The organism is Streptomyces sp. NPDC001594, from assembly GCF_042893675.1.
GTDB lineage: Bacteria > Actinomycetota > Actinomycetes > Streptomycetales > Streptomycetaceae > Streptomyces.
Window position 1 is genome coordinate 74,547 of the sequence record NZ_JBIAVB010000010.1, and the last position, 26,282, is coordinate 100,828.

At 71.6% G+C, this 26,282-nt stretch carries 21 protein-coding genes, 1 tRNA gene and 1 riboswitch; of the genes, 7 read left to right on the forward strand and 15 right to left on the reverse strand.

Features of this window, described 5'->3' with window-relative positions; translation table 11 throughout:
- Positions 1–352: 352 nt before the first annotated feature.
- Positions 353–1,738, reverse strand: a complete 1,386-nt coding sequence (locus ACFY0O_RS20690) for a cystathionine beta-synthase (protein WP_358896581.1) — start codon at positions 1,736–1,738, stop codon at positions 353–355.
- A 125-nt stretch (positions 1,739–1,863) separates the two neighbouring features.
- Here ACFY0O_RS20690 and ACFY0O_RS20695 point away from each other — a divergent pair, with 125 nt between their 5' ends.
- From ACFY0O_RS20695 to ACFY0O_RS20705, 3 genes are all read left to right on the forward strand, one after another.
- Positions 1,864–2,871 carry an SGNH/GDSL hydrolase family protein gene (locus ACFY0O_RS20695; RefSeq protein ID WP_388948383.1) on the forward strand — a complete coding sequence of 336 codons (1,008 nt, stop codon included), beginning with the start codon at positions 1,864–1,866 and terminating at the stop codon, positions 2,869–2,871.
- A 1,156-nt stretch (positions 2,872–4,027) separates the two neighbouring features.
- Positions 4,028–5,248 (forward strand): acetyl-CoA C-acetyltransferase, encoded by a 1,221-nt coding sequence (locus tag ACFY0O_RS20700; RefSeq protein ID WP_388948386.1) that lies wholly within the window; start codon positions 4,028–4,030, stop codon positions 5,246–5,248.
- Positions 5,249–5,576: 328 nt separating this feature from the next.
- Positions 5,577–6,416 carry a hypothetical protein gene (locus ACFY0O_RS20705; protein WP_358894624.1) on the forward strand — a complete coding sequence of 280 codons (840 nt, stop codon included), beginning with the start codon at positions 5,577–5,579 and terminating at the stop codon, positions 6,414–6,416.
- Here ACFY0O_RS20705 and ACFY0O_RS20710 read toward each other — a convergent pair.
- Positions 6,400–6,750 carry a hypothetical protein gene (locus tag ACFY0O_RS20710; RefSeq protein ID WP_388948389.1) on the reverse strand — a complete coding sequence of 117 codons (351 nt, stop codon included), beginning with the start codon at positions 6,748–6,750 and terminating at the stop codon, positions 6,400–6,402. The two genes, ACFY0O_RS20705 and ACFY0O_RS20710, sit on opposite strands and share 17 nt — an antisense overlap.
- A 111-nt stretch (positions 6,751–6,861) precedes the next feature.
- Here ACFY0O_RS20710 and ACFY0O_RS20715 point away from each other — a divergent pair, with 111 nt between their 5' ends.
- The gene (locus ACFY0O_RS20715) at positions 6,862–7,092 is read left to right on the forward strand and encodes a DUF4287 domain-containing protein (protein WP_365146204.1); all 231 of its coding nucleotides are present in this window, start codon (positions 6,862–6,864) and stop codon (positions 7,090–7,092) included.
- 116 nt (positions 7,093–7,208) lie between these two features.
- Here ACFY0O_RS20715 and ACFY0O_RS20720 read toward each other — a convergent pair whose 3' ends face one another.
- Positions 7,209–8,063 carry a Bax inhibitor-1/YccA family protein gene (locus ACFY0O_RS20720; RefSeq protein WP_358894539.1) on the reverse strand — a complete coding sequence of 285 codons (855 nt, stop codon included), beginning with the start codon at positions 8,061–8,063 and terminating at the stop codon, positions 7,209–7,211.
- A 168-nt stretch (positions 8,064–8,231) separates the two neighbouring features.
- Positions 8,232–8,313 (reverse strand) — tRNA-Leu (locus tag ACFY0O_RS20725).
- Between the two features lie 409 nt (positions 8,314–8,722).
- Between ACFY0O_RS20725 and ACFY0O_RS20730 the strand changes: the two genes are divergently transcribed.
- Both ACFY0O_RS20730 and ACFY0O_RS20735 read left to right on the forward strand, forming a co-directional pair.
- Positions 8,723–9,490, forward strand: coding sequence for an ABC transporter ATP-binding protein (locus ACFY0O_RS20730; protein ID WP_358894625.1), 768 nt, complete (start codon positions 8,723–8,725; stop codon positions 9,488–9,490).
- Between the two features lie 56 nt (positions 9,491–9,546).
- Positions 9,547–12,096, forward strand: coding sequence for an ABC transporter permease (locus tag ACFY0O_RS20735; RefSeq protein ID WP_388948392.1), 2,550 nt, complete (start codon positions 9,547–9,549; stop codon positions 12,094–12,096).
- An 80-nt stretch (positions 12,097–12,176) separates the two neighbouring features.
- On the opposite strand, the gene ACFY0O_RS20740 is transcribed toward ACFY0O_RS20735, so the two are convergent.
- The 9 genes from ACFY0O_RS20740 to ACFY0O_RS20780 form a co-directional block, all read right to left on the reverse strand.
- Positions 12,177–13,559 carry a class I SAM-dependent methyltransferase gene (locus ACFY0O_RS20740; protein WP_388948395.1) on the reverse strand — a complete coding sequence of 461 codons (1,383 nt, stop codon included), beginning with the start codon at positions 13,557–13,559 and terminating at the stop codon, positions 12,177–12,179.
- 187 nt (positions 13,560–13,746) lie between these two features.
- On the reverse strand, positions 13,747–15,123 hold the full coding sequence (locus ACFY0O_RS20745; RefSeq protein WP_358894542.1) for an NAD(P)/FAD-dependent oxidoreductase: 1,377 nt from the start codon (positions 15,121–15,123) through the stop codon (positions 13,747–13,749).
- 572 nt (positions 15,124–15,695) lie between these two features.
- Complete coding sequence (locus ACFY0O_RS20750; protein WP_388948397.1) at positions 15,696–16,637, reverse strand: exopolyphosphatase; 942 nt, start codon at positions 16,635–16,637, stop codon at positions 15,696–15,698.
- Positions 16,634–17,179 (reverse strand): DUF501 domain-containing protein, encoded by a 546-nt coding sequence (locus ACFY0O_RS20755; RefSeq protein ID WP_388948400.1) that lies wholly within the window; start codon positions 17,177–17,179, stop codon positions 16,634–16,636. The genes ACFY0O_RS20750 and ACFY0O_RS20755 overlap by 4 nt, the downstream gene beginning before the upstream one ends.
- Before the next feature lie 91 nt (positions 17,180–17,270).
- Positions 17,271–17,759: a septum formation initiator family protein gene (locus tag ACFY0O_RS20760; protein ID WP_358894545.1), complete on the reverse strand. Its 489-nt coding sequence runs from the start codon at positions 17,757–17,759 to the stop codon at positions 17,271–17,273.
- Positions 17,760–17,849: 90 nt separating this feature from the next.
- Positions 17,850–19,136 (reverse strand): phosphopyruvate hydratase, encoded by a 1,287-nt coding sequence (eno, locus tag ACFY0O_RS20765; protein WP_358894546.1) that lies wholly within the window; start codon positions 19,134–19,136, stop codon positions 17,850–17,852.
- A gap of 305 nt (positions 19,137–19,441) precedes the next feature.
- Complete coding sequence (locus ACFY0O_RS20770; RefSeq protein ID WP_388948402.1) at positions 19,442–20,179, reverse strand: transglycosylase family protein; 738 nt, start codon at positions 20,177–20,179, stop codon at positions 19,442–19,444.
- Positions 20,180–20,181: 2 nt separating this feature from the next.
- A riboswitch (cyclic di-AMP (ydaO/yuaA leader) is annotated at positions 20,182–20,350 on the reverse strand.
- Between the two features lie 274 nt (positions 20,351–20,624).
- On the reverse strand, positions 20,625–21,707 hold the full coding sequence (locus ACFY0O_RS20775; RefSeq protein ID WP_388948405.1) for a transglycosylase family protein: 1,083 nt from the start codon (positions 21,705–21,707) through the stop codon (positions 20,625–20,627).
- Positions 21,708–21,857: 150 nt separating this feature from the next.
- Complete coding sequence (locus ACFY0O_RS20780; protein ID WP_388948408.1) at positions 21,858–23,150, reverse strand: cytochrome P450; 1,293 nt, start codon at positions 23,148–23,150, stop codon at positions 21,858–21,860.
- A 121-nt stretch (positions 23,151–23,271) separates the two neighbouring features.
- Between ACFY0O_RS20780 and ACFY0O_RS20785 the strand changes: the two genes are divergently transcribed.
- Entirely contained in the window at positions 23,272–24,462 is a 1,191-nt protein-coding gene (locus tag ACFY0O_RS20785; protein WP_388948411.1) for a globin domain-containing protein, read from the forward strand.
- 67 nt (positions 24,463–24,529) lie between these two features.
- On the opposite strand, the gene ACFY0O_RS20790 is transcribed toward ACFY0O_RS20785, so the two are convergent.
- Positions 24,530–25,555, reverse strand: coding sequence for a nucleoside triphosphate pyrophosphohydrolase (locus tag ACFY0O_RS20790; RefSeq protein WP_388948413.1), 1,026 nt, complete (start codon positions 25,553–25,555; stop codon positions 24,530–24,532).
- 28 nt (positions 25,556–25,583) lie between these two features.
- On the reverse strand, positions 25,584–26,210 hold the full coding sequence (locus tag ACFY0O_RS20795) for a SurA N-terminal domain-containing protein (protein ID WP_388948416.1): 627 nt from the start codon (positions 26,208–26,210) through the stop codon (positions 25,584–25,586).
- Between the last annotated feature and the right edge of the window lie 72 nt (positions 26,211–26,282).

Below are 26,282 nucleotides of genomic sequence, written 5' to 3' on the forward strand. Positions count from 1 at the left end.
GGGCGGGGAGTCGGCTCCGCGCAGCGGAACCCCAGCACCCCCCGGAGGGACCGGCTGGGGCCGCCGTACCCCCGGGCCAGGCCCGGAGGGCGGGACGACGGCGGCCCCGCCGGGGACACGGGCCGGGTCAGGGCCGTCCGCGTCCTGAGGCACCCCGCCCCTCCGGGAGCCGCTCCGGAGGCACGTCGGCACCGCACATGGCGCCGACCGGACCACCCGGACCCCCGGACGGCCCCGCCGACGACACCAATGTGCCGGTGCCGTGTTAAACCCGTGCTGCCGTCACGTGTCGGGACCGTACCGTTTGCGCCAAGGGCCGGGAACGGACCCGGCCCGCGGCCCCGCGCGAGGGCTACTTCGCGGTCTTCGCCAGGAACGCCAGCAGGTCCTGACGGCTCACCACACCGGTCGGCTTGCCCTCGACCAGCACGATCGCCGCGTCCGCCTCACCGAGCACGGACATCAGCTCGGACACCGGCTCACCCGAACCCACCTGCGGCAGCGGCGCGCTCATGTGCTTCTCCAGCGGGTCGCCCAGCGAGGCGCGCCCGGCGAAGAGGGAACCCAGCAGCTCCTTCTCCACGACCGACCCGATGACCTCGGCGGCCATCACGTCCGGGTGGCCCGCGCCCGGCTTGACGATCGGCATCTGCGAGACGCCGTACTCCCGCAGCACCTCGATCGCCTGACCGACCGTCTCCTCCGGGTGCATGTGGACGAGCGACGGGATGCCGCCCTCCTTGTCGGCGAGGACGGCGCCGATGCGCGCGGCCGGACCGGCCTCCTCGAGGAAGCCGTGACCGGCCATCCACTCGTCCGAGAAGATCTTGCTCATGTAACCGCGCCCGCTGTCCGGCAGCAGCACGACGACCACGTCGTCCGGCCCCAGGCCCTCGGCGGCGCGCAGCGCGGCGACGACCGCCATGCCGCAGGAGCCGCCGACCAGCAGGCCCTCCTCCTTGGCGAGGCGGCGGGTCATCTGGAAGGAGTCCTTGTCGGACACCGCGATGATCTCGTCGGTCACGTTCGGGTCGTAGGCGGTGGGCCAGAAGTCCTCGCCGACACCCTCGACGAGGTACGGACGGCCGCTGCCGCCGGAGTAGACCGAGCCCTCCGGGTCGGCGCCGATGACCTTGACCTTCCCACCGGACACCTCCTTGAGGTAGTTGCCGGTACCGGAAATCGTGCCGCCGGTGCCGACGCCCGCCACGAAGTGCGTGATCTTCCCGTCCGTCTGCTCCCACAGCTCGGGACCGGTGGTCTCGTAGTGCGAACGGGGGTTGTTCGGGTTGCTGTACTGGTCCGGCTTCCAGGCGCCCGGGGTCTCCCGGACCAGGCGGTCGGAAACGTTGTAGTACGAGTCCGGGTGCTCGGGGTCGACGGCGGTCGGGCACACCACGACCTCGGCGCCGTACGCGCGCAGCACGTTGATCTTGTCGAGGGAGACCTTGTCAGGGCAGACGAAGATGCACTTGTAGCCCTTCTGCTGGGCCACGATGGCGAGTCCTACCCCCGTGTTGCCGCTGGTCGGCTCCACGATGGTGCCACCCGGCTTGAGGGCACCGCTCTGCTCGGCGGCCTCGATCATCCGGACGGCGATCCGGTCCTTCACGGAACCGCCGGGGTTGAAGTACTCGACCTTGGCCAGCACGGTGGCCTGCAGGCCTTCGGTCACGCGGTTGAGCTTCACCAGCGGGGTGTTGCCGACGAGGCTGATCATCGAGTCGTGGAATTGCACCATGTTCTCCAAGAAGGGGACTCCACGGGTTCTCCGGGAGGTCCGGCCAGAGTATGCGGAAAGGGATTGGCCGACCGGCAGTACGGGGCAGGAAGGTCAACACGACCGAGGAGGTGGCCTGAGAGGTGTCCAGAGCGAGAACGGCCCGCCGGATCGCGGCGGGGGCAGCGTACGGCGGGGGCGGACTCGGGCTGGTCGGTGTGGCCGCGGTGGGGCTGGTGCTGGCGGAGGTGCAGTTCGCCAAGCGGACGGTGGGCACGGGCCTGCCGGACCCGCCGCGCGCGGACGGTCTGTACGGCGGCGAGTTCGGCGGGCCGGAGCTGAGCCCGGGGCCGCTGCGGATGGCGATGCTGGGCGACTCGACGGCGGCGGGCCTGGGCGTACGGCGCGCCCGCCAGACGCCGGGGGCGCTGCTCGCCGCGGGGCTGGCAGCGGTGGCGGAGCGGCCGGTGGAGCTGCGGAACGTGGCGCTGTCGGGGGCGATGTCGGACGACCTGGACCGCCAGGTGTCGCTGCTGCTGGACGGGGACGGACCGGCGCCGGACGTGTCCGTGGTCATCATCGGGGCGAACGACGTGACCCGGCGGATGCCGCTGACGCAGTCGGTGCGGCTGCTGACGGCCGCCGTGCGCAGGCTGCGGCTGGCGGGGTCGGAGGTGGTGGTCGGCACCTGCCCCGACCTGGGCACGATCGAACCGGTCTACCAGCCGCTGCGGTGGATGGCCCGGCGGGTGTCGCGCCAGCTGGCGGCCGCGCAGACCATCGGGGTGGTCGCGCTGGGCGCGCGGACGGTCTCGATGGGGGACATGCTGGGTCCGGAGTTCGCGGCGAACCCCCGGGAGATGTTCGGCCCGGACTCCTACCACCCCTCGGCGGAGGGCTACGCGACGGCGGCGATGGCCGTCCTGCCGACCCTGTGCGCGGCGCTGGGCGTGTGGCCCGAGTCGGACCGCCTGGACGTCTCCCGCAACGAGGACATGCTCCCGGTGGCCCAGGCCGCCTCGGCGGCGGCGGGCGAACCGGGCACGGAGGTCACGGCGGCCCGCGGCCCGTGGGCCCTCCTCAAACACCGCCGTCGCCGGCGCCTCCCGACGGAACCCGTGGCGGAGCCGGCGGCGCCGACGGCGTCGTGAGGGGGCGGGGTGGGGGGCGGCGGGGTCGGCCGCTCGGCGGGGTTCCGGCGGGCGGGGGTGGAGGGTCGGGCGGGACCTGTGGGGGCGGGGTGTGACCTGGGCGGTCTCAGAGCCGGTCTGGGGGTTTCCCGTCAGTCCCACTGTCCTTCCGGTTCGGGCCGGTCAGTCAAGGGCGCTCCCTTCGGTCGCGTCGCTTCGCGATGTCGCTGCGCTCCACCCTTGACAGCCCGTCCCGCCCCGGAAAGACAAGGACTGCCGGGAAGCCCCCAGAAGAACGGGCCGGTCCAGAGTCAGACAATCGGCTCCCTCAGCGAGCAAACGAGGTGGTCGGGGGTCGGCAGACTCCCATCCGGGCCGACATGGATGCCATGCGGGGCCGCCCTCCGCGCCAGATCGCTACGCGCTTCTCTGGTCTCGGCGTCAGCCGCCCGTCTGGGGCCGCTGCCCGCAGGGAAGGACGACGGAATCGTCGTCCGGGGCCGGTGGGCGCGACAGATCGCTACGCGCTCCTCCCATCTCAGCGTCCGGCGGCCGTCTTGGGCCGCTGCTGTAGCCAGATGCCGACGGAAGGACCATCAGCCACCCTCAGGCGCGCCAGATCGCTACGCACTCCCCTTTTCTGGGCGTCCGGCGGCCGTCTTGGGCCGGGATGCTCTGCGGATTGGTCTTTGTGCCGCCACCAGCCCCAGACGGCCGCCCGACGCCGAAATGTCGGCAGCGCGTAGCGATCTGGCGCGGAGGGCGGCTCCGAACGGCCTCCATGGGGGCCGGATGCCCGGGCTGCCGGCCCCCGACGACCCCGAAGGGTCGCTGATACGGCCGCATGTCCATCAATCCACCGTCCCGTTCCTTTGGGGGTTTCCCGGCAGTCTTCGTTTTTCCGGGGCGGGACGGGCTGTCAAGGGTGGCCGGAGGCCATCGCGAAGCGACGCGACGAAGGAGCGCCCTTGACAGGCCGGCCCGACGCGGAAGGACGATGAGACTGACGGGAAACCCCCAACCCCTCCCTGAGACCGCCCCGCCGGAACCCCGTCACCCCCCGGAGCGACGGGCATCACATCACCGCCCCGGTGACCTCGACCGTACGGGGCGGTAACTTCGCTTGCGGTCCCGCAACGACGCACGCAGACCCCTGCGCACACCCCTTGGAGTCCCGATGCCCGAAGCCGTCATCGTTTCCACCGCCCGCTCCCCCATCGGGCGCGCCGGCAAGGGGTCGCTGAAGGACGTCCGGCCGGACGACCTGACCGCCACGATCATCCAGGCCGCCCTCGCCAAGGTCCCCGAGCTGGACCCGCGCCAGATCGACGACCTGATGCTCGGCTGCGGCCTGCCCGGCGGGGAGCAGGGCCACAACCTGGCCCGGATCGTCGCGGTGCAGATGGGCATGGACTACCTGCCCGGCACCACGATCACCCGTTACTGCTCCTCCTCCCTCCAGACCTCCCGCATGGCGCTGCACGCCATCAAGGCCGGCGAGGGCGACGTCTTCATCTCGGCCGGTGTCGAGACGGTGTCGCGGTTCGTCAACGGCTCCTCCGACGGCATGCCCGGCACGCACAACCCGCTGTTCGCCGACGCCGAGGCCCGTACGGTCGCCGTCGCGCAGAGCGAGGGCAGCGACTGGCACGACCCGCGCGAGGACGGCCTGGTCCCGGACGCCTACATCGCGATGGGCCAGACCGCCGAGAACCTGGCCCGCCTCAAGGGCGTGACCCGCCGGGACATGGACGAGTTCGGCGTGCGTTCGCAGAACCTCGCCGAGGAGGCCATCAAGAACGGCTTCTGGGCCCGCGAGATCACCCCGGTGACCACCCCGGACGGCACGGTCGTCAGCAAGGACGACGGCCCGCGCGCCGGGGTCACGCTGGAGGGCGTGGAGGGCCTCAAGCCGGTCTTCCGCCCCGACGGCCTGGTCACCGCCGCCAACTGCTGCCCGCTCAACGACGGCGCCGCGGCGCTCGTCATCATGAGCGACACCAAGGCGCGGGAGCTGGGCCTGACTCCGCTGGCCCGGATCGTGTCGACCGGTGTGACGGCCCTGTCGCCCGAGATCATGGGCCTGGGTCCGGTCGAGGCGTCGAAGCAGGCGCTGAAGCGGGCCGGGCTGACGGTCGGCGACATCGACCTGTTCGAGATCAACGAGGCGTTCGCCGCGCAGGTCATCCCGTCCTACCGGGACCTGGAGATCCCCCTGGAGAAGCTGAACGTCAACGGCGGGGCCATCGCCGTCGGTCACCCGTTCGGGATGACCGGTGCCCGGATCACCGGCACGCTGATCAACAGCCTCCAGTTCCACGACAAGCAGTTCGGTCTGGAGACCATGTGCGTCGGCGGCGGCCAGGGCATGGCGATGGTCATCGAGCGCCTCAGCTGAGACGCGGGCCACAGCGCGCAGAGTGAGGGGTCCGATACCGCTCCAGCCGGGCCCCCAGCTCCCGCAAGGGATCCTCTAGATCCATACGGTGTACTGACATCAGGTCTAATCCCGTCGCGGCCGACCTGTGACCGAATCTCCCCCAGGATGTGACCTTTGTCCTGGGGGATCGGTGTTTGCCCAGGTCAGACGTCATCCCCCTAGGGCCTCCAGGACGAAAGACCTGTCCATTTCATGACGTAATGCACTGCACGCCATTCCCAGCACAGGACAAGCTGATGTAGGAAGTCGGGGGATCGAATCAACCAGGAGTTAGTCAGTGAGCGCCATGCCTCTTGCCCTGCTGCTGACCACGGCCGCTGCCACGGCCGTGGGCGCTGCTGCGCTGCACGCCGTACACGGACTGCGCAAGCAGGTGTCGGCCCTGCGCGATGAGCTCGCCCTGCCGGCCCACGCCCGCGGCGCGAGCGTCCCGCACGCCCGCAGCGCCGTCGAGTCCCCCGCCGCCGAGATACGAGCCGCCGTGGCCGCCGCCCTCGCCGAGGAGCGCGAGCGCGAGCTGGCCGAGGCGCGGGCCTTCTGGGCCGCGCAGGAGGCCCGCGACGCCGCCGACGCCCCCTCCCTGCTGGGCGGGCTGCCCGGCCTGGGCGAGGACGGCCCCGTCTTCCTGCCCCGGCAGGCGGACCTGGTCGGCCTGGAGCCCGTGCTGGGCGACGACCTCGCTGGGGGCACCTCCCTGTCGGAGACTGGGGGAGAGTACCCGGAATACGCCGAGGATTCCGCCGAGCTGGCCGCGGCCCGCCGGCGCCACCCCTCGCACCCCGACTTCGTTCCGGTCCAGCCGCACCCCGGCGCCGACCACGAGCGCACGGTCAGCCGCCTGGAGGAGCTCGCGGAGGCCCGTACGGCCCTCGCGGACGTCCGCCCCGGCCCGCTGGGCACCCTCGACGTGTACGTGTTCACGGACGGCACCACCCTGTGCATGACCCCGGGCCACCGGGAGACGGCGGAGCGCCTGGCCGAGGCCCTGCGTTCGGGCTCGGCCCCGGTCCTGCTGGGCGGCTCGGGCATCTCCGGCGCCTACGCGCTGACCTTCTCCTGCGGGGACGGCGAGGATCCGGACAGCAACGTCTACATCCTCGCGGACCGCGTCATCGCATCGCTCTGACTTCCACCCGCTCCACCAGCGCCACGGCCTCGTCCAGCACCTCGGACGGGGCCTTCGCGTTTCCGGGGGCCGTGCCGGCGGCGCGCAGCGCCTCGGCCAGGTCCAGTCCGGCCACCGCCAGCTGGTCTCCGACGACGAAGACCCCCTCGTCGGGCATCACGCGCGCCGGAGCCGCCCCCGAGGGGTCCTCCAGCCGCTGCGCCGCCGCGGCCAGCTCACGGGCCAGCTCCAGGGCCTCCGCGGCGGCTCCGCGCTGGAGCCGGCTCTGCGGGGCGGACCGCAGCCGGTCGGCGAAACGTTCCACGGCGGCGGTCAGGGGCGAGGTATCGAGCACCCGGCCGACCTTACGCGCCGCCCGGGCCCCATTGCCAACGGGCGAACTCTGCGGCACGGTGCAGTGAAGAGGAGTGAAGAGAACAGCACGGCGATACCCCCGGAGGCGCCCATGTCCGTTGAGTTCTCCGAGCAGACCCACCGCAACATGATCGACAGAATCCCCCAGACCACCGGTCGTGAGATCTCCGACTGGCTGCGGACCGTCGACGAGGGCCCGTCCCTCCTCCGGTTCGAGGAGAAGGTCAGCTGGCTGCTCGGCGCGCACGAGCTGTCGCACGGCCAGGCGAAGGCCATCGTCCACGAGTACGGGCTGCGCAGAGCGGCCCGCCGGTTCGGCTGAGCCCGGGCCACCCTGCCCCCGTACGCCCCCGAGATGCGGGAAGGCCCCGCGAGCGTGGCTCGCGGGGCCTTCCCCGTGCCTCTGACGGCTACCGGGTACGACGGGGACGGGGGCGTCTAGTCGTCGCCGGAGAGGATCTGGAACAGGCGCAGCAGCTCCAGGTAGATCCACACCAGGGTCATGGTGAGGCCGAAGGCGGCCAGCCAGGCCTCCTCGCGCGGGGCGCCGTAGGTGACCCCGTCCTCGACCTGCTTGAAGTCCAGGGCGAGGAAGCAGGCGCCGAGGACCACGCCGACGATGCCGAAGACGATGCCGAGCGGGCCGCTGCGGAAGCCGAGGCCGTCACCGCCGCCGAACAGCATGAACAGCGAGTTGGCGAGCATCAGCAGGACGAAGCCCAGGGCCGCGGCCATCACGAAGCCGGTGAACCTGCGCGTGACCCGGATCCAGCGCATCTTGTACGCCACCAACACGGCGGCGAAGACGCACATCGTGCCCAGCACGGCCTGGATGACCACGCCGGGGCTGAGGTAGTAGCTGGTGGCCGCGGAGACCACGCCGAGGAAGAAGCCCTCGAAGGCCGCGTAGGCCAGGATGATGCCCGGGGACGGCTTGCGCTTGAAGCTCTGGACCATCGCCAGGACGAAGGCGACGATCGCCGCGCCGGCGGCGATGAAGTACGACTTGTTGAGGTTGGCCGGGTCGACCGGCAGGGCGACCCAGGCGACGGCGGCGGTGACGATCAGGGTGCCGAGCGTCATGGCCGTACGGCTCACGACGTCGTCGATGGTCATGGCGGCGCCGCGGGCCGGCGCGGCCGGCATGCCCGTGGTCGGGTCGACGGCGTAAGGATTCGTCGCGTACGGGTTGGTCGCGGTCCCGGCCTGCGCGTACTGCGCGTCGAAGCCCGCGTAGCCGCCGTTGTCGCGGCTGAACCCCCGTCGCGAGAAGACCGGGTTACTGCTCCTCATCTCACTCCTCCATGGCCACGGTGCGCGGCCTTGCGTCAAGGGTAATGCGCTCGCAAAGAAAGCACCCTACTGCTGGAGGAGGATCTTAGGAGAAGACGCGGCGGACCGCCGGGGACAAAGGAAGGGCCCCGGGGGTCGGTGTGCGGGGCCGTGGCGGAGGCGCGGAAGTGCCCGGAGCCGGACTTGAACCGGCACGGCCCGAGGGCCAGCGAGGTTTAAGCTCGCCGTGTCTGCATTCCACCATCCGGGCAGGGCGCAGCGGGCCCCGTGGTAAAAGCCTTGAACGCTGCGGTGAGCCTATCCGGAACACCCCGCCCGGCAGGGGCGCCTCTATCCGATGTTGTCTGATTTTATTGGCGATTGAGTGGGCGTCAGGACCGATAAGTCACGGTCGGCAGCGCTGAGGCGGACGCTCCGCACCGCCTCGCAAATGACGTGATTTCGCCGCCCCGCGCCACCCCGGGCCACCCCTCCGTACGGGACCCTCATCGGGGCCCCCGTCATACCAGAGGAGGAGACGACCGCTCCCCCGGTCAGACTCGAGTGGACCGTCGAACGGGCACCTCGGCTGATCCCCCGGGGGTGGGGCCGCGGTGAGGATGGAAGGGTCCCGCCACCGCGCAGCAGACCCGCTCGACAGGAGTCCCCCCGTGACCGCCATGAACTACGCCCCGCAGCACACCGCCCAGGCCGTGGCCGCCCGTGCCACGCAGCTCTCGAAGGTGTACGGCCAGGGCGAGACGCAGGTGGTCGCGCTGGACAACGTCTCCGTGGACTTCGGCCGCGGCCAGTTCACCGCGATCATGGGCCCCTCCGGCTCCGGCAAGTCGACCCTGATGCACTGCGTCGCCGGCCTGGACACCTTCTCCGGCGGCTCGGTCCGCATCGGCGACACCGAGCTCGGCACCCTCAAGGACAAGCAGCTGACCCAGCTGCGCCGGGACAAGATCGGCTTCATCTTCCAGGCGTTCAACCTGCTGCCGACCCTGACCGCCCTGGAGAACATCACCCTCCCCATGGACATCGCCGGCCGCAAGGCCGACAAGCAGTGGCTGGAGACCGTGGTGGACATGGTCGGCCTCTCCGGCCGCCTCTCCCACCGCCCCACGCAGCTCTCCGGCGGCCAGCAGCAGCGCGTGGCCGTCGCCCGTGCCCTGGCCGCCCGCCCCGAGATCATCTTCGGCGACGAGCCCACCGGAAACCTCGACTCCCGCTCCGGCGCCGAGGTCCTCGGCTTCCTGCGCAACTCGGTGCGCGAGCTCGGCCAGACCGTCGTGATGGTCACCCACGACGCGGTCGCCGCCTCCTACGCGGACCGCGTCATCTTCCTCGCCGACGGCCGCATCGTCGACGAGATGTACGCCCCCACCGCGGACGGCGTGCTCGACCGGATGAAGGCCTTCGACGCCAAGGGCCGCACCAGCTGATCGGTCGCTGATCACCGAAGCCACGAACAGACTTCCAGCCCAGGACTGATAACCCCATGTTCCGTACCGCCCTGCGCAACGTCCTCGCGCACAAGGCCAGGCTCCTGATGACGGTCCTCGCCGTCACCCTCGGCGTCGCCTTCGTCTCCGGCACCCTCGTCTTCACCGACACCATGAGCAAGGCCCTCTCGGGCCAGTCCGCCAAGAGCTACGACGGCATAGCCGTCTCCGTCACCTCCTGGGGCCCCTCCCGCGACGAGGACGGCCGCAAGGAGGGCGAGCCCGGCATCAGCCAGCAGACCCTCGACAAGGTCAAGGCCGTGAAGGGCGTCGACTCCGTCTCCGGCCGGGTCTCCGGCTTCGCCGGCGTCGGCGACGAGAACGGCAAGCTGATCGGCTCCGGTTGGGCCAACAAGGGCTCCAACTACGCCCCCGTCAAGGACGGCAAGGACCCCCGCTACACCTTCACGGACGGCACCGGACCCGCCAAGGACGACCAGATCGCCCTCGACAAGGAGTCCGCGGCCAAGGGCGGCTACAAGACCGGCGACAAGGTCCGCGTCGCCACCAACGGCCCGGTCAGGGAGTTCACCCTCACCGGCGTCTTCACCACCGAGGACGGCGCCGTCAACGCGGGCGGCAGCCTCGTCCTGTTCGACACCAAGGTCGCCCAGGAGCTCTACCTCCAGCCCGGCTTCTACGACGAGCTCGCCGTCGCCGCCAAGGCCGGCACCTCCGCCGACCAGCTGCTCACCGACATCAAGCCGGTGCTCGACGGCAAGCACACCAAGGCCCAGACCGGCAAGGCGCTCGCCGCCCAGCAGGCCAAGGACATCGAGAAGCAGATGAGCAGCTTCAGCACCATGCTGCTCGCCTTCGCCGGCATCTCCCTCTTCGTCGGCGTCTTCCTCATCTACAACACCTTCACCATGCTGGTCGCCCAGCGCACCAAGGAACTGGCCCTGCTGCGCGCCGTCGGCGCCAAGCGCGGCCAGGTGGTGCGCTCCGTGCTCGCCGAGGCCCTGGTCATCGGCGCCACCTCCGCCGCGATCGGCCTGGCCGCCGGCATCGGCCTGGCGGTCGGCATGCGCTCCCTGATGGACTCCATCGGTGCCAAGATCCCCGACGGCGCGCTGGTCATCGCCCCGGGCACGGTCGTCGCCGCCCTGCTCATCGGCGTCGTCGTCACCACCGTCGCCGCCCTGCTGCCGGCCTGGCGCACCGGCCGGATCGCCCCGGTCGCCGCCATGGGCAGCGCCCACCTCCCGGCCACCGCGAAGTCCCTGGTCGTGCGCAACGTCCTCGGTTCGCTCATCAGCCTCGCCGGCATCGGCACCGTCTTCCTCGGCGTGTCCATGGGCGGCGACGGCCGCATGGTCATCGGCGCCGGCGCCGGCCTGATGCTCATCGGCATGATCGTCCTGCTGCCGCTGCTGTCCCGGCCGGTCATCGGCGCCGCCCGACCGCTCCTGCAGAAGGTCTTCGGCGTCCCCGGCAAGCTGGCCGCGCAGAACGCCGTGCGCAACCCGCGCCGCACCGCCGTGACGGCCGCCTCCCTGGCCATCGGCCTCACCCTGGTCACCACCCTGTCCGTCCTCGGCGTCACCATGGGCGCCGCCGTCGACCGGATGAGCACCGACAAGCTGAAGGCCGACTACAAGGTCTCCATGGCCGGCGGCATCGGCGGCCTGGACAAGTCCGTGGCCGACACCCTCGCCAAGGCCCCCGGCATCAAGGCGGTCTCCCCGCAGGCCGACGGCTACTTCAAGGTCGGCGACAGCTTCCGCTCGGTGTCCGGCGTCAACCCGGCCACCATCGGCGAGCTGCTCAACATCGACGTCACCTCCGGCTCCCTGGCCGCCCTCGGCAAGGGCGAGGTCGCCGTCGCCGACACCACCGCCAAGAAGCAGAACCTGGCCGTCGGCTCCACCCTCCAGGTGCAGTTCGAGGACGGCCAGAAGGGCGCCCTGAAGATCGGCGCCGTCTACAAGGAGCTGGAAGGCCTGCTGTCCCCGTACGTGATGGACAACAAGGTCCTGAGCGCGCACACCGACCAGCAGTACGTCCGCGAGGTCTACGTCAACGCCACCGCCGGCGACTCCAAGGCCGGCCAGCAGGCCGTCGTCGACGCCCTCGGCAAGAACCCGGCGATGACCGTGGCCACGCAGCAGGACATGCGCAACGAGATGGGCGGCATCATCAACACGATGCTGAACATCATGTACGGCCTGCTCGGCATGGCGCTGATCATCTCGGTGCTCGGCGTGGTCAACACCCTGGCCATGTCGGTCTTCGAGCGGACCCAGGAGATCGGCATGCTGCGGGCGATCGGCCTCGACCGCGCCCGGGTCAAGAACATGATCCGCCTGGAGTCGGTGGTGATCTCGCTCTTCGGCGCGGTCCTCGGCATGGGCATCGGCCTCTTCCTGGCCTGGGCCGTGGGCTCCACCCTCACCAAGTCGGTGCCGAACTACGAGCTGGTCCTGCCCTACGGCCGGCTCGGCGTCTTCCTCCTGCTGGCCGCCGTCGTCGGTGTGCTGGCCGCCATGTGGCCGGCCCGCAGCGCCGCCCGGCTGAACATGCTGACCGCCATCAAGACCGAATAGTCCGGGGCGGGAAAAGGGACGCGCGAGGGCCCCGGGGCGACCTGCCCCGGGGCCCTCGCGCGTCTTCGCGGCGTACGGGCCTACGCGCCGCCCCAGACCCGGGCGCGCAGCGGCATCCCCGAGGCGCCGCCGCCGCCCGGCTTCACGGCCAGGATCTGGTTGACCCCCAGGCGGGCGTGCTCGAAGCCCAGCGCCGAGGCCGCCATGTACAACAGCCAGACCCGGGCGCGGCCGGGCGAGGTGAGCCGTACGGCCTCGTCCCAGTGCTCCTCCAGCCGGGCCACCCAGGCCCGCAGGGTCAGCGCGTAGTGCTCGCGCAGCGCCTCCACGTCGCGGACCTCGAAGCCGGCCTTCTCCAACTCGCCGACGGTGGAGCCGACCGGGGAGAGCTCGCCGTCGGGGAAGACGTAGGCGTCTATGAACTCGTCGATCTCGTACGCGGCCTCGTCGGGCTCCGGCGGCCGGCCGATCTGGTGGTTGAGCAGACGGCCGCCCGGCGCCAGCAGGCCGTGCAGTATTCCGGCGTACTCGCGGTAGCGCACGGAGCCGACGTGCTCGGCCATGCCGATCGAGGAAATCGCGTCGTACGGACCGTCCTTGACGTCCCGGTAGTCCTGGACGCGGATCTCGATCCGGTCGGTCAGGCCCTCGTCGGCGATCCGCTTGCGGGCGTAGGCGGCCTGCTCGGTGGAGAGGGTGACACCGGTGACCCGGACCCCGTACTCGCGGGCGGCGTGCAGGGCCATCGAGCCCCAGCCGCAGCCGACGTCCAGCAGCCGCCGGCCGGGCTTGAGCGCCAGCTTGCGGCAGACCAGGTCCAGCTTGTCCCGCTGGGCCTCCTCCAGGGTGCCGCCATCGGTCCAGTAGGCGCAGGAGTACACCATCGAGGGGCCGAGGACGTGCTCGTAGAACTCGTTGCCGACGTCGTAGTGGTGGCTGATGGCGTGCCGGTCGCGGCTCTTGGAGTGGATGATCCCGCCCTGGCGGGCGGCCTCCTCCGGCGGCGGGGCGGGCCGGGTCCAGGGGCGGGCCAGGGTCACGAGCTCCCGTACGGCGGCGCGGGTCGCCGGGTCGCGCAGCAGGGCGGCCGTGCCCGCGGCGCCGGAGGCGCGCGCGGGGAGGTGCGGGCGCAGCGCGGCGAGCTTGGCCAGGCCGTTGCGGGGGCGGCGGGCGGGGACGGGCGCGGCGGCGGGCTCGCGCTCCCAGACCAGGCCGGCCACCTTGTCCAGCGTCTCGAACAGGTCGCCGTCGACGGTCAGGTCGCCCGCCACCCAGGCGCGAGCGAGGCCCAGTTCGCCGGGCTTCCACAGCATGTGGCGCAGGGCGCGCCGGTTGTGGAGCACCAGGGCGGGTCCGGCGGCGGGGCCGGCCTCGCTGCCGTCCCAGGCACGTATGCGGACGGGCAGGGGGGCGCCCAGCAGGGTTTCGGCAAGGGCTGCCAGCCGCGGCGCGGCGTCGGTCATCGAGGCACCTCCAAGGTGTCAGACCAACCGGCTACCCATTCCGGAGGAGCGCCATTCGCCGCCGAATCACACCTGGACCGCACCTTGAGCGCACCTTGACCGGGGCACGCCGAAGGGGCCGCCCGCACCACGGATGGCGGGCGGCCCCTTCGGGGTCGTGCTCAGGAGACCGGCGTCAGCGCCGGGGTCAGGCCTTGGCCTTCTCGGCCGGGGCGGCGGCCGGAGCCGGCGCCGGCTTGGCGGCCTCGTAGAACTCCTCGCGCGGGGTTTCGAGGGCGCCGAGGGCGACGACCTCACGCTTGAGGAACATGCCGAGGGTCCAGTCCGCGAAGACGCGGATCTTGCGGTTCCAGGTCGGCATGGCCATGCCGTGGTAGCCACGGTGCATGTACCAGGCGAGACGGCCCTTGAGCTTGATCTTCATCTTGCCCATGACGATCATCGCCACGCCCTTGTGGAGGCCGAGGCCGGCCACCGCACCCTTGTTGGAGTGCGCGTACTCCTTCTGCGGGAAGCCCCGCATGCCGGAGACCACGTTGTCGCCGAGGACCTTGGCCTGGCGCAGCGCGTGCTGGGCGTTCGGCGGGCACCAGGCGTTCTCGACGCCGGCCTTGCGGGCGGCGACGTCCGGGACCTGGGCGTTGTCGCCGGCGGCCCAGATGTAGTCGGTGCCCTGGACCTGGAGGGTCGGGGCGGTGTCCACGTGGCCGCGCGGGCCGAGCGGCAGGCCGTAGCGGGCCAGCGCCGGGTTCGGCTTGACGCCCGCGGTCCACACGATGGTGTTGGAGTCGACCTCGAGGCCGTTCTTCAGCACCACGTGGCCGTCCACGCAGGAGTCCATGGAGGTGTTGAGGTAGATCTCGATGCCGCGCGACTCGAGGTGCTCCTTGCCCCAGGTGCCGAGCTTGGGCCCGACCTCGGGGAGGATCTTGTCGGCCGCGTCGACCAGGACGAAGCGCATGTCCTCGCGCTTGATCGTGGTGTAGTACTTCGCGGCGTCGCGGGCCATGTCCTCGACCTCGCCGATCGTCTCGGCGCCGGCGAAGCCGCCGCCGACGAAGACGAAGGTGAGGGCCTTGCGGCGGACGTTCTCGTCCGTCGTGGACTCCGCCTTGTCCAGCTGCTCGAGGACGTGGTTGCGCAGGCCGATGCCCTCCTCGACGCCCTTCATACCGATGCCCTGTTCGGCCAGGCCGGGGATCGGGAAGGTGCGCGAGACGGCGCCGAGCGCGATCACCAGGTAGTCGAAGGGCAGCTCGTACGCCTCGCCGACCAGCGGCGTGACGACGGCGACCTTGCGGTCCTGGTCGATGGTGGTGACCCGGCCGGTGAGAACCTCAGCCTTGGGCAGCACGCGTCGCAGCGGGACGACGACGTGCCGAGGCGAGATGCTGCCTGCGGCCACTTCGGGGAGGAAGGGCTGGTAGGTCATGTACGAGCGCGGGTCGACGACCGTGACGGTCGCCTCGCCGTAGCGCATCTTCTTCATGATGCGCTTGGCTGCGTACAGGCCTACGTACCCACCTCCTACAACGAGGATCCTGGGACGCTCCGTGGTGCTCATGAGATGAGTATCCAGCACCCCAAGGGGTGATGCTCGTGAGCCCCTTCACAAGGAGCTGGGACACCTCTGCTACACTGCGCGCCCCGCGTGACCCAGATCATGGCGCACAACGGGAACCAGAGGGTATCGGGATTCGTTGTTCACCCGCCCTGAACTGGCCTCCAGGCCCCCCACCGGACTGGACCACCGGGTTTCGTCCTTACCTCTGATACGAAACCCGTAGCGGCCGCGCATCGCACAAACAGGTGCTGAAACGACCCTGCGACCCTCAAGAACCCCTCGAACAACCCTCTTGTTGACCCGAGGGACGCTTTTTCCTTGTGAAGAACTTCACGAACTTGGTTCGCGGGAGGGCCTTTTCGGCCTCCCGGGAGCCCCGCACCGGCGTCGCACTGCCCCCACACAGCTCCCGCCCCGGGCGTGCTCCCCCGCCCCACCAGCCACTCATCGGGCGGAACGCGATATTCGCGCGCCACAGCCCCGCACGACGGGCGCCTCAGGAACGCCCTCGAACGGCTCGAGGGGGCGTCCGGATCCGGACGCCCCCTCGTGCACCCGCACCGGCGGACCGGTCAGGCCACGGACCAGGCGATGCCGTCCAGGATGTCGTGCTCGGAGACCACGACCTCGGCGGCACCGGTGCGCTCCATGATCGCGAGCAGGACCAGGGCGCCCGCGCCGATCACGTCGACCCGCCCCGGGTGCATCACGGGGATCGCCGCGCGCTCGGCGTGGGTGGCGGTCAGCATGCGCCCGCTGATCTCGCGGACCTGCTCGTAGGAGATCCGGGAGTGGTGGATGCGCTCGGAGCGGTACTCCGGCAGCTCCAGGGCGATCGCGGCGACCGTGGTCACCGAGCCCGCCAGGCCCACCAGGGTGCGGGCCTCGTCCAGCGGGACGGTCTCGGCGGCCAGGTCCAGGGCCGCCTCGATGTCGGCGCGCATGGCGGCGATCTGCGCCCCGGTCGGCGGGTCGGTGACCTCGCCGTCCACCACCAGGTGGCGCTCGGTCATCCGGACGCAGCCCACGTCGACGGAGCGGGCCGCCCGCACGTGCTCCTCGCCGACGACGAACTCGGTCGAGCCGCCGCCGATGTCCACCACCAGGAAGGGCCGCTCCAGGGCCGTGTCGCCGGTGAGCTCCTTGGTGGCGCCGGTGAAGGAGAACTCCGCCTCCTGGTCCCCGGAGATCACCTCGGGCTCCACGCCCAGGATGTCCAGGACGCCCCGCACGAAGTCCTCGCGGTTCTCGGCGTCACGCGAGGCCGAGGTGGCCACGAAGCGGACCCGCTCGGCACCCAGCTCCTTGATCACCGCGGCGTACTCGCGGCAGGCCGCGAAGGTGCGCTGGAGCGCCTCCGGGGCCAGCCGGCCGGTCTTGTCCACGCCCTGGCCGAGCCGGACGATGGTCATCCGGCGGTCGAGCTCGACCAGCTCCCCGGTGGCCGGGTCGCAGTCGGCGACGAGGAGGCGGATGGAGTTCGTACCGCAGTCGATGCCGGCGACCCGGGTCATGCGGACCCCTCTTCCTTCACCCCGTCGGAGCAGGGGGTGACGCAGGCGCCCTTGGCCCACCACTCCGGCAGCATCGCGAGGGCCTCGTCGCCGAACGGGTTCACCCCGGGGCCGGCCGCGAGCGAGTGGCCGACCAGCACGTGCAGGCACTTCACCCGGTCCGGCATGCCCCCGGCGCTCGGGAAGCCCTGGAGCACCTCGATGGCGTCGCGGCGCTGGATGTAGTCCTCGTGCGCCTTCCGGTACGCGGCGGCGAGCTCCGGGTCCTCGGCGAGGCGGGCCTGCATCTCCTTCATCACGCCGTTGGCCTCCAGCGTGCCGATCGCGGAGGCCGCGCGCGGGCAGGTGAGGTAGTACAGCGTGGGGAAAGGGGTGCCGTCGGGGAGGCGCGGGGCGGTCTCGACGACGTCCGGCTGGCCGCAGGGGCAGCGGTGCGCGATGGCGCGCAGCCCGCGCGGGGGGCGGCCGAGCTGCTGCTCGAACGCCTCGATGTCGGCGGCGGTCGGCTCGGTCCGGTCGGTCTGGGGCGGGGGCGTCTGCATGCCTGGAGGAAGTCTCTTCGTTCGGTCGTACGGGGCGGCCGCCTGCGGTCGCCCGTACGTGACGGTCGTGATGGGTGGGCCAACGGGTGGGTCAGTCGCCGGGGCGGTCGGCCTTGTCGACGCCGTCCCAGACGTTGGAGTACCAGGGGCGGTCGGATCCGCTCTGGCCGCCGCGGCGGTGCTCCGCGGCCGCGGCCCCGGGGTCGGTCATGATGTAGCCGATCTCCCCCGGGCGCACGAAGTGCAGGTGCCTGCGCGCCTGCTGCTCCGCGTAGGCGGGGTCCTGCCAGCGCGCCTTCTCGTCGCGGAGCTGCTCCAGGCGCTTGCGCGCGGTGGCGGCGGCCCGCTGCTGGTCGGCGATCTCCGAGCGCTGGGACACGTACTGGCGCATCGGGTAGGCGAGGGCGACGACCAGCGTACAGAGCACGAGCACCAGTAGCGCCGCCCGGCCGGTGAGCCGGCTGCGGCGCACGACCCGGCGGGACTGCGAGCGGTAGACGTGGGCCGCGGTCCGCTCCCCGAGCTGCCGGAGCCTGGTCGCCGTGGAGAAGGTGGAGAACCGGTCCCGGTTCCCGGCCATTGATCCGCCTCCCCTTGTACGCGCTACGCAATACGTCCCCGCACACGGTACGGGACCGAGTGCGGGGACGTAGGGAGGCTAGGCGAGGACTCAGCCCTTGAAGCGCGGGAAGGCGCTGCGCCCGGCGTACACCGCGGCGTCGTCGAGGATCTCCTCGATGCGCAGCAGCTGGTTGTACTTGGCGACGCGGTCCGAGCGGGCCGGGGCGCCGGTCTTGATCTGGCCGCAGTTCACCGCGACGGCGAGGTCGGCGATGGTGACGTCCTCGGTCTCGCCGGAGCGGTGGGACATCATGCACTTGAAGCCGTTGCGCTGGGCCATCTCGACGGCGTCGAGGGTCTCGGTCAGCGAACCGATCTGGTTGACCTTGACGAGCAGGGCGTTCGCGGAGCCCTCCTCGATGCCGCGGGCCAGGCGCTCGGGGTTGGTGACGAAGAGGTCGTCGCCGACGATCTGGACCTTGGAGCCCAGGCGGTCGGTGACGGTCTTCCAGCCGGCCCAGTCGTCCTCGAACAGCGGGTCCTCGATGGAGACGAGCGGGTACGCGGAGACGAGCTCCTCGTAGTACTCGGTCATCTCGGCGGCCGAGCGGGACTGGCCCTCGAACTCGTACTTGCCGTCCTTGTAGAACTCGGACGCGGCGACGTCGAGCGCGAGCGCGATGTCCTTGCCCGGGACGTAGCCGGCCTGCTTGATGGCCTCGATGATGAGGTCGAGCGCGGCGCGGTTGGACTCCAGGTTCGGGGCGAAGCCGCCCTCGTCGCCCAGGCCGGTGGAGAGGCCCTTGGTGTGCAGGACCTTCTTGAGGGTGTGGTAGACCTCGGCACCCCAGCGCAGGGCCTCGGAGAAGGACTCCGCGCCGATCGGCGCGATCATGAACTCCTGGATGTCGACGTTGGAGTCCGCGTGCGAACCGCCGTTGAGGATGTTCATCATCGGAACGGGCAGCAGGTGCGCGTTCGGGCCGCCGAGGTAGCGGAAGAGCGGGAGGTCGGAGGCCTCGGACGCGGCGTGCGCGACGGCGAGGGAGACGCCGAGGATGGCGTTGGCGCCGAGGGAGCCCTTGTTCTCGGTGGCGTCCAGGTCGATCATCGCCTGGTCGATCAGGCGCTGCTCGGTGGCGTCGTAGCCGACGAGCTCCGGGCCGAGCTGCTCGATGACGGCCAGGACGGCCTTCTCGACGCCCTTGCCCAGGTAGCGGTTGGGGTCACCGTCGCGGAGCTCTACGGCTTCGAACGCTCCGGTGGAGGCACCGGACGGAACTGCAGCACGGCCGGTGCTGCCGTCGTCGAGGCCCACCTCGACCTCGACCGTGGGGTTGCCTCGGGAGTCCAGGATTTCCCGGGCTACGACGACGTCGATGGACGGCACGAGCATCTCCTTCTGGGATGTGACGCTGGGTGTGCGGTGGCGTGGGGCCTGGGACGGCCTTCGCCGACTAGAGCCTAACCGGCTCCGGGCGGTCGGCCAGCCGACCGCCCGGGTCCTGGGACGAAAAAGGGGCCGAATACCCGCCTTCCAGGACATAGGACCCTGGAAATCGGGCCGGACGTGCGGCGGCGCGGCCCGGACGCGACGACGCCCGGCGCGCAAGGGATGCGCGCCGGGCGTCGGTGCCACGGGCCGTGCGGGGGTGCCGCCCGGATGCCGCACGGATGCGGCTCAGGGTGTTACGCCGGAGTTCAGCTGAGCTTCAGCTTCTGACCCGGGAAGATCAGGTCGGCGTCCTTGACGGTGTCCTTGTTCAGGTCGAACAGCTTCTCCCAGCCGCCCTTGACGCCGTTGGCGTCGGCGATGGTGCCGAGGGTGTCACCCTCCTTGACCGTGTACGAGCCGTTGCCGGTGGCCGGGGTCTCGGCCTTCGGGGTCGACGGCTTCGACGGGGCCGGCTTGGACGGGGTCCAGTTGCCGGAGCCGGAGCCGGTGCTCTTGGTCTCGGTGTCGGCCTTCGGGGTGGAGGGCTTCGCCGGGGCGGGCTTGGCCGGGGCCGGCTTGGTCTCCGGCTTCGGCTTGGCCGGGGTGGTGGTCGAGCCGCCGCCGTTGTAGGCGGAGTTGGACAGGCCGACGCCGCAGGACGGCCAGGCGCCCTTGCCCTGGCCCTTGAGGACCTTCTCGGCGATGGCTATCTGCTGCGACTTGGTGGCCTGGTTGGCCTGCGCGGCGTACGCCTTGCCGCCGTACGCGGCCCAGGTGGAGGCGGAGAACTGGAGACCGCCGTAGTAACCGTTGCCGGTGTTGATGGACCAGTTGCCGCCGGACTCGCACGAGGCGACCTTGTCCCACTCCGAGACGGTCGCGGCGCTGGCGGAACCGGCCGCCATCAGCGGGGCGGCGACGGCGACACCGGCGACACCGGCGAGCGTGACGATACGGACGGCCTTGGAGCCGCGGCGGTGCTTGCCCTTGCCGGAAAGCAGCATGGAGTTCTCCTCACCGACGCCTTCGAGGTGAGCTGTCGGGTTCGGGCGGATGAGTTGCCCGGCCGCGCAGTTGCGCGTCTTCACCCCAAGCCGGTACGCGGGCCGTCTCTCAACGGCCTTTCCCGGCAACTACCTTGGTTCCCCCGCTCCTGCCAACGGCGCTTGCGCGACGACTGTTCCCTCCGGCCGCCGGCAGGATTCGGCGATGCGGTCGAAGGAGCTCGCGGTGGCGAGCGACTCAGAAGGTAGACAGGTCTCTCCCCGATGTTCAACGTGTGATTTTGGGGAGAAACCGGCCTACTTGCGTTCCGGGAGGGCGCGTTTGCGCAGGTCGGGGCGGGGTTTGCGGAAGTTCCGGAATGAGACACGCCAGTTGTCCGGAAGAGATGCATGTCTCACTTGCCGATAACGGACATTCAGCCCGTAACGGCTGCCCGAACTACCCCTATTTCTTGGTTAGATCCAGGTTCTGGCCGGGCTTGATGAGGTCCGCGTCCTGGCCGATGACCTGCTCGTTGGCCTGGTAGAGGGCGGTCCAACCGCCCTTGAGGCCGTTGGCGTCCGCGATGGCCGCCAGGCTGTCGCCCGGCTTCACCGTGTACACGGGCTCCGCGGCGGCGGCTGACGCCGCGCCAGGGGCCGCGGGCACCTCGAGGGCGGCCGGGCCGCGGTGCTTGCCGTTGCCCCCGGAGGCGTCTGCGGAGGGCGAAGGAGCGGGCGTGGCGCCCGGGGTGGCCGGGGCCGTCGGGTCGACCGGGGCGGTCGGGGTGCCGGGGGCCGTCGGAGTGGCCGGGGTGCCCTGGTTGTTGGAGTTGCCCGGGTTGCCCTGACCGTTCTGGTTGCCCTGGTTGCCCGTGTTGCCCGTGTTGGCCGGGTTGGCCGGGTTGGTGGTCGGGGCGGTGGGGCCCGTGGTCGGGGTGGGCGGCACGGAGTAGTCCGGCTCCGGCATGACGGGCAGTCCGCTGGTGGCTCCCAGCGGGTAGTCCGGCAGCACGCCGGGGCCCGGGGTGCCGGGGGCCGGCGTGGGCGCCCCGAAGTCCGTGGAGGGCTTGTCCTTCCCGGTGGACGGCACCGAGAAGTCGGGCCGGGCCGGGCTGGGGCCGACCGGGCCGGGGGTCTTGGAGGTGCCGGTGTCCACGTCGGGCTTCGGCCCGTTCTTCGACAGCCCCGCCGAGGCGGAGCACAGCGGCCACGCCTCGGGGCCCTGGGAGTCCAGCACCCGCTCGGCCACGGCTATCTGCTGCGAGCGGCTGGCGAGGTCGGGGCGCTCCGCGAACTCGAGGCCGCCCGCGTTCTTCCACTGCTCCAGGGTGAACTGGAGTCCGCCGTAGGCCCCGCTGCCGAAGTTGGCGCTCCACGTGCCGCCGCTCTCGCAGTCGGCGACCTTGTCCCACGTCGCGGTGTCGGCCGCGCTCGCGCCGGTGGCGGCGAGCAGCGGCAGGGCCAGCGCCGAGCCGGTGACTCCGGCGGTGACGACGATGGCGGGGACCTGACGGGGTCGTCTGTGGCGGCCGTTCCCGGGAAGCATGAGCCTGCACCTTTCGTATAACGGCGGGGTAACGGCAGAACCTAGCCTCCTTCGAACGGATGTCACAAGTTCGGCCGAAGACTGAATTCCGGTCAGTTCCGCCGCCCCGGGGGCCGGTGCGGGGCCGTCGTCGGCGCCTCGGCGCGCGGCTCAGGCGTTCGGGACTGTGAAGCGCACGGGCAGGGTGCGCAGGCCCCTCATGATGAGTCCGCCGCGCCAGCGCAGGTCCGCAGGGGGAACGGCAAGTTCCAGATCCGGCAGACGCTTCAGCAAAGTCGCGAGCGCCGTCTGGCCCTCCAGGCGGGCGAGCGGGGCGCCGAGGCAGTAGTGGATCCCGTGGCCGTATCCGAGGTGCTGATTGTCACTCCGGGAGAGGTCGAGGGTGTCCGGATCGGCGAAGCGCGCGGGGTCGCGGTCGGCCGCCGCGAGGACCACCAGGACGGGGTCGCCGGCGGCGATGTCCTGGCCGCCGAGGGCCAGCGGGCGGGTGGCGAACCGCCAGGTGGCCAGTTCCACCGGGCCGTCGTAGCGCAGCAGTTCCTCGACGCCGGTCTCCAGCAGGGCGGTCTCGCCCGCGGCGAGGGAGTCCTGGAGGCGGGCGCGCTGGCCGGGGTTCATGAAGAGGGAGTGGACCCCGTTGCCGATGAGGTTGACGGTCGTCTCGAAGCCGGCGAAGAGGAGGATGAAGGCCATCGCGGTGGCCTCGGCCTCCGTCAGGTGGTCGCCGTGGTCGCTCGCCCGGATCAGGTCGGAGATGAGGTCATTGCCCAGATCGTCCCGCTTGCGGTGGATCAGCTCCCCGAGATAGGTGCGCATCCGCTTCACCGACCGGGCCACCCCGCCGCGCGGGCCACCGCCGTGGCGGATCATCATCCCGGCCCAGTCGCGGAAGTCGTCCTGGTCCTCGCGCGGTACGCCGAGCATCTCGCAGATGGCGTAGATGGGGAGCGGGAACGCGAACTCGTGGATGAGGTCCGCCTCCCCCCTTCCCTGGGCCCCGGCCTTCTCCACCATGGCGTCGATGAGGCGGTCGGTCAGCTCCTGCACCCTCGGGGTGAACTCCGCGACGCGGCGCGGGGTGAACGCCTTCGACACCAGCCGGCGCAGCCGGGTGTGGTCCGGCGGGTCGATGTTGAGCAGGTGGGTCATCAGCTCCGCCTTGCGCTCACCGGGGATCCCGGTCTTGCCCTTGGCGTGGGCCGGCTCGGCGTGGTGCGCCGGGTTCTTGCTCAGCCGCTGGTCGGCGAGGGCCTGGCGGGCGTCCGCGTACCGGGTCACGAGCCAGGCCTCGACCCCGCTGGGGAGCGTGGCGCGGTGCACGGGCGCGTGCTCGCGCAGCCAGGCGTAGGCGGGGTAGGGGTCGGTGGCGAACTCCCAGTCGAAGAGGGTCGGCGCCTCGGGGACGGAAGGGGCTGGCGGGGTGTCGGGGGTCTGCTCGTGCACCCGTCGACGGTATCCCGGCTCGCTACCGGCCATCCGTTATGGGCGGTTCGTCGCGGCTGTCCGTGGATCGCCCTTCCCTTGACGGCGGCTTGTCGGACATTCCTACTTCGGTCCTGTGGACGTGAGGATCTTGAAGAGCAGTTTCGCGGTGGTGGAGAGACGGGCCGAACACGCGGTCAAGTTCTTCTACTCCCACCTCTTCTGGCACAACCCCGGGATCCGCCGGCTGTTCCCGGACTCCGCCGAAGACCTGGAGCGCCAGCGCGACCGGCTGTTCGCCGCCCTCACCCACATCGTCTCCCGCCTGGAGGACGACGGCCTCCTCCCCTATCTCCACGACCTCGGCCGCGACCACCGCAAGTTCCTGGTCGGACCCGAGCACTACGCCGCCGTCGGCTCCAGCCTGCTCGCCGCCCTCGCCGCGACCTCCGGCGCGGCCTGGACCCCCGACGCCGAGAAGGCCTGGAGCGAGGCCTACCAGCTGATGGCCGACGCGATGACGGCCGGCGCCGCCGCGAGCGAGGACCCGCCCTGGTGGGACGCCGAGGTGGTGCGCCACCTCGGCTACGGGCCGGACGTCGCCGTCCTGACCCTGGCGCCGCACGCCCCGCTGCCGTACCTCCCCGGCCAGTACGTCAGCGTCAGCAGCGCGCGGGTCCCGTCCGTGTGGCGCACCTACTCCCTCGGCAACGCCCCCCGCGCCGACCACACCGTCGACCTGCACGTCAGCCGGATCGAGGGCGGCCGGCTCAGCACCGCCCTGGTCCGCGAGACCGGGCCCGGCGAGCGGCTGCGGCTCAGCGCCCCGGGCGGGCGGCTCACCCTGCGCCGCGCGGACCGGCCCGTCACCCTCATCGCCGCCGGAACCGGCTGGGCCCCCGTCCGGGCCATGCTGGAAGAACTCGCGCAGCACCCTCCCGATCAGGACGTGCGGCTCTTCCTGGCCGCACGGGACGCCGCGCACCTCTATGACCGGCCCTGGATCGACGCGTACGCCGCCGCCCGCCGCCGGCTCGCCGTCACCTACATCACCCCCGCCCCCGGGCAGCACCGCGACCAGGCCACCGCCCGGCTGGCGACCGCCCTCGGCAACCGGGCCCTGTGGCCCGAGCAGGACGTCTACCTGAGCGGGCCGCCGGTGTTCATGGAGGAGACCGCCCTCGTCCTGGAGGAACTCGGAGCCCGCCCGGACCGCCTCTTCCACGACACCGTCCCCGTCCCCGGCGGCCGTCCCCTGGGCTTCGGCGAGTGGTTCCTGCACCGCCCGCCCCCGCACTGGCACGACCCGTCGGCCCGAGCCCCGCGCGACTGATGCTTCGGCGCACTACGGGTGCTCCGGCGCGGGGCATGCCTGGTGAAGCGGGCCCGGCGGCCGGGGGCTACTCGCCGACGCCCTCCGCCGCGCGGATCGCGTCGCGGTAGGTGCGGGCCGCCGCGCGGAGGGCCGTTTCGGGGTCGGTGCCCGCCGCTTCGGCGCGGGCCGCCAGCTCCAGCAGCTCGTAGCCGATGCCCTCACCCCGGGGCAGCTCCACGGCGACCCCGCCCGCGCGGGCCCGGCCGGCCAGCTTCGCCGCGAGTGCGAGCCCGGGCTGGGCCAGCGGAATCCCGTCGGTGACCGACTCCCGCTGCTTCTCCAGCGCCTTGGTGGCCTGCCAGTGGGCGCTGACGTCCTCCGGGGACTCGGCCGTGGCGTCCCCGAAGACATGGGGGTGGCGGCGGATCAGCTTGTCGACCAGATCACCGGCGACGTCGTCGATGGAGAACGCCTCCCCCTCCTCCGCGTCACCCGTGCCCTCCTCGGCGATGCGCGCGTGGAAGACCACCTGGAGCAGCACGTCGCCGAGTTCCTCGCGCAGCGCCTCCCGGTCGCCCTCCTCGATCGCCTCGACCAGCTCGTACGCCTCCTCGATGGCGTACTTCACCAGCCCCTCATGGGTCTGCCGCGAGGTCCACGGGCACGCCCGGCGCACCCGGTCCATCACCTGCACGAGATCCAGCAGCCGCGCGCCCGGCAGGTCGTACGACCCCGGCAGCAGCTCCAGGTCCGGCATGGCCACCCGCCCCGAGCCGGCCAGCCGCGCCAGCCCGTCCGTCAGCCGCTGGTCGCCCTCGCCGGACGGGATCACCACGATGGTGCGGCCCCCGGCGCAGGCATCGACGAGAGCGTGTGCGTCGGGGGCCTCGTGCGCCACGACCACCCCGGCTTCCCGCAGGTACGGGAGCTGCGGGTGGCCCGGGTCCGCGCACAGCACCCGGTCCGCGGCGTGCAGGGCCTGCCAGGCCGGCCAGGACAGCAGCCCGGGGGCCACCCGGTGGCTGGCGGTCAGCAGGACGATCCGCCCGGAGTCGGCGGACTCATCGGAAGAGGCGGCGGCGGGGGCGGGTTCGGCGGTGTGGTCGGTCACCCTCCGAACCTACCTCCGTCCCCCGGTGTCAGGCTCCGGCGGGGGCCGCCTGCTCGGGCATCGTCTTCTGCGTGATCCACGGGGTCTGCTGGTCACCGAGGAGGATCTGCTTCTCGTCCCAGCGCCCGTACCGCGGGTTGACCTCGATGTGCAGCTCCTTCGCCGCCTCCCCGAGCTTCACCAGCGCCTTGTCCTGGCTGCCGTAGTGCGCGAACAGCTTGTCGCGCAGCAGCTTGAACCGGGTGTCGGCGTCGATCTGGTCCGGGGCCAGCTGCGCCTGCTCCAGGGCGGCCGCGGCCAGCGCCTTCTCCCCGCCGACCTGCTGGAGCTGCGCCTTGCGGACGTCCTCGATCTCCTTGGGGCTCACGCTCAGCCCGGCGTCGTCCGCCGCCCGTTCCAGGACCGCCGTCTGGATCATCTTGTTGAGCTTGAGCCGCTCCAGCCCGGCGGTGGCACCGATCAGCCGCGCCCCCTGATCGGTGCGGTTCTGCGCGGTGCGCACGTCGTTGACCTGTGCCTGGAGCGCCGAGGTGGTGATGCGCTCGCCGCCGACGACGGCCGCGGTACCGGGACGGGTCCCGCCCGAGCAGGCGGCCAGCAAGGGGGCCGCCGCGAGCAGGGCGGCAGATACGGAGAGCGCTGTGCGACGGTGCAAAGGAGCCTCCAGGGCCGGGTGATTGTGCGTCGGTGCACAAGGCCGTGCGGTGATCGATGGTATGCAGTCGGA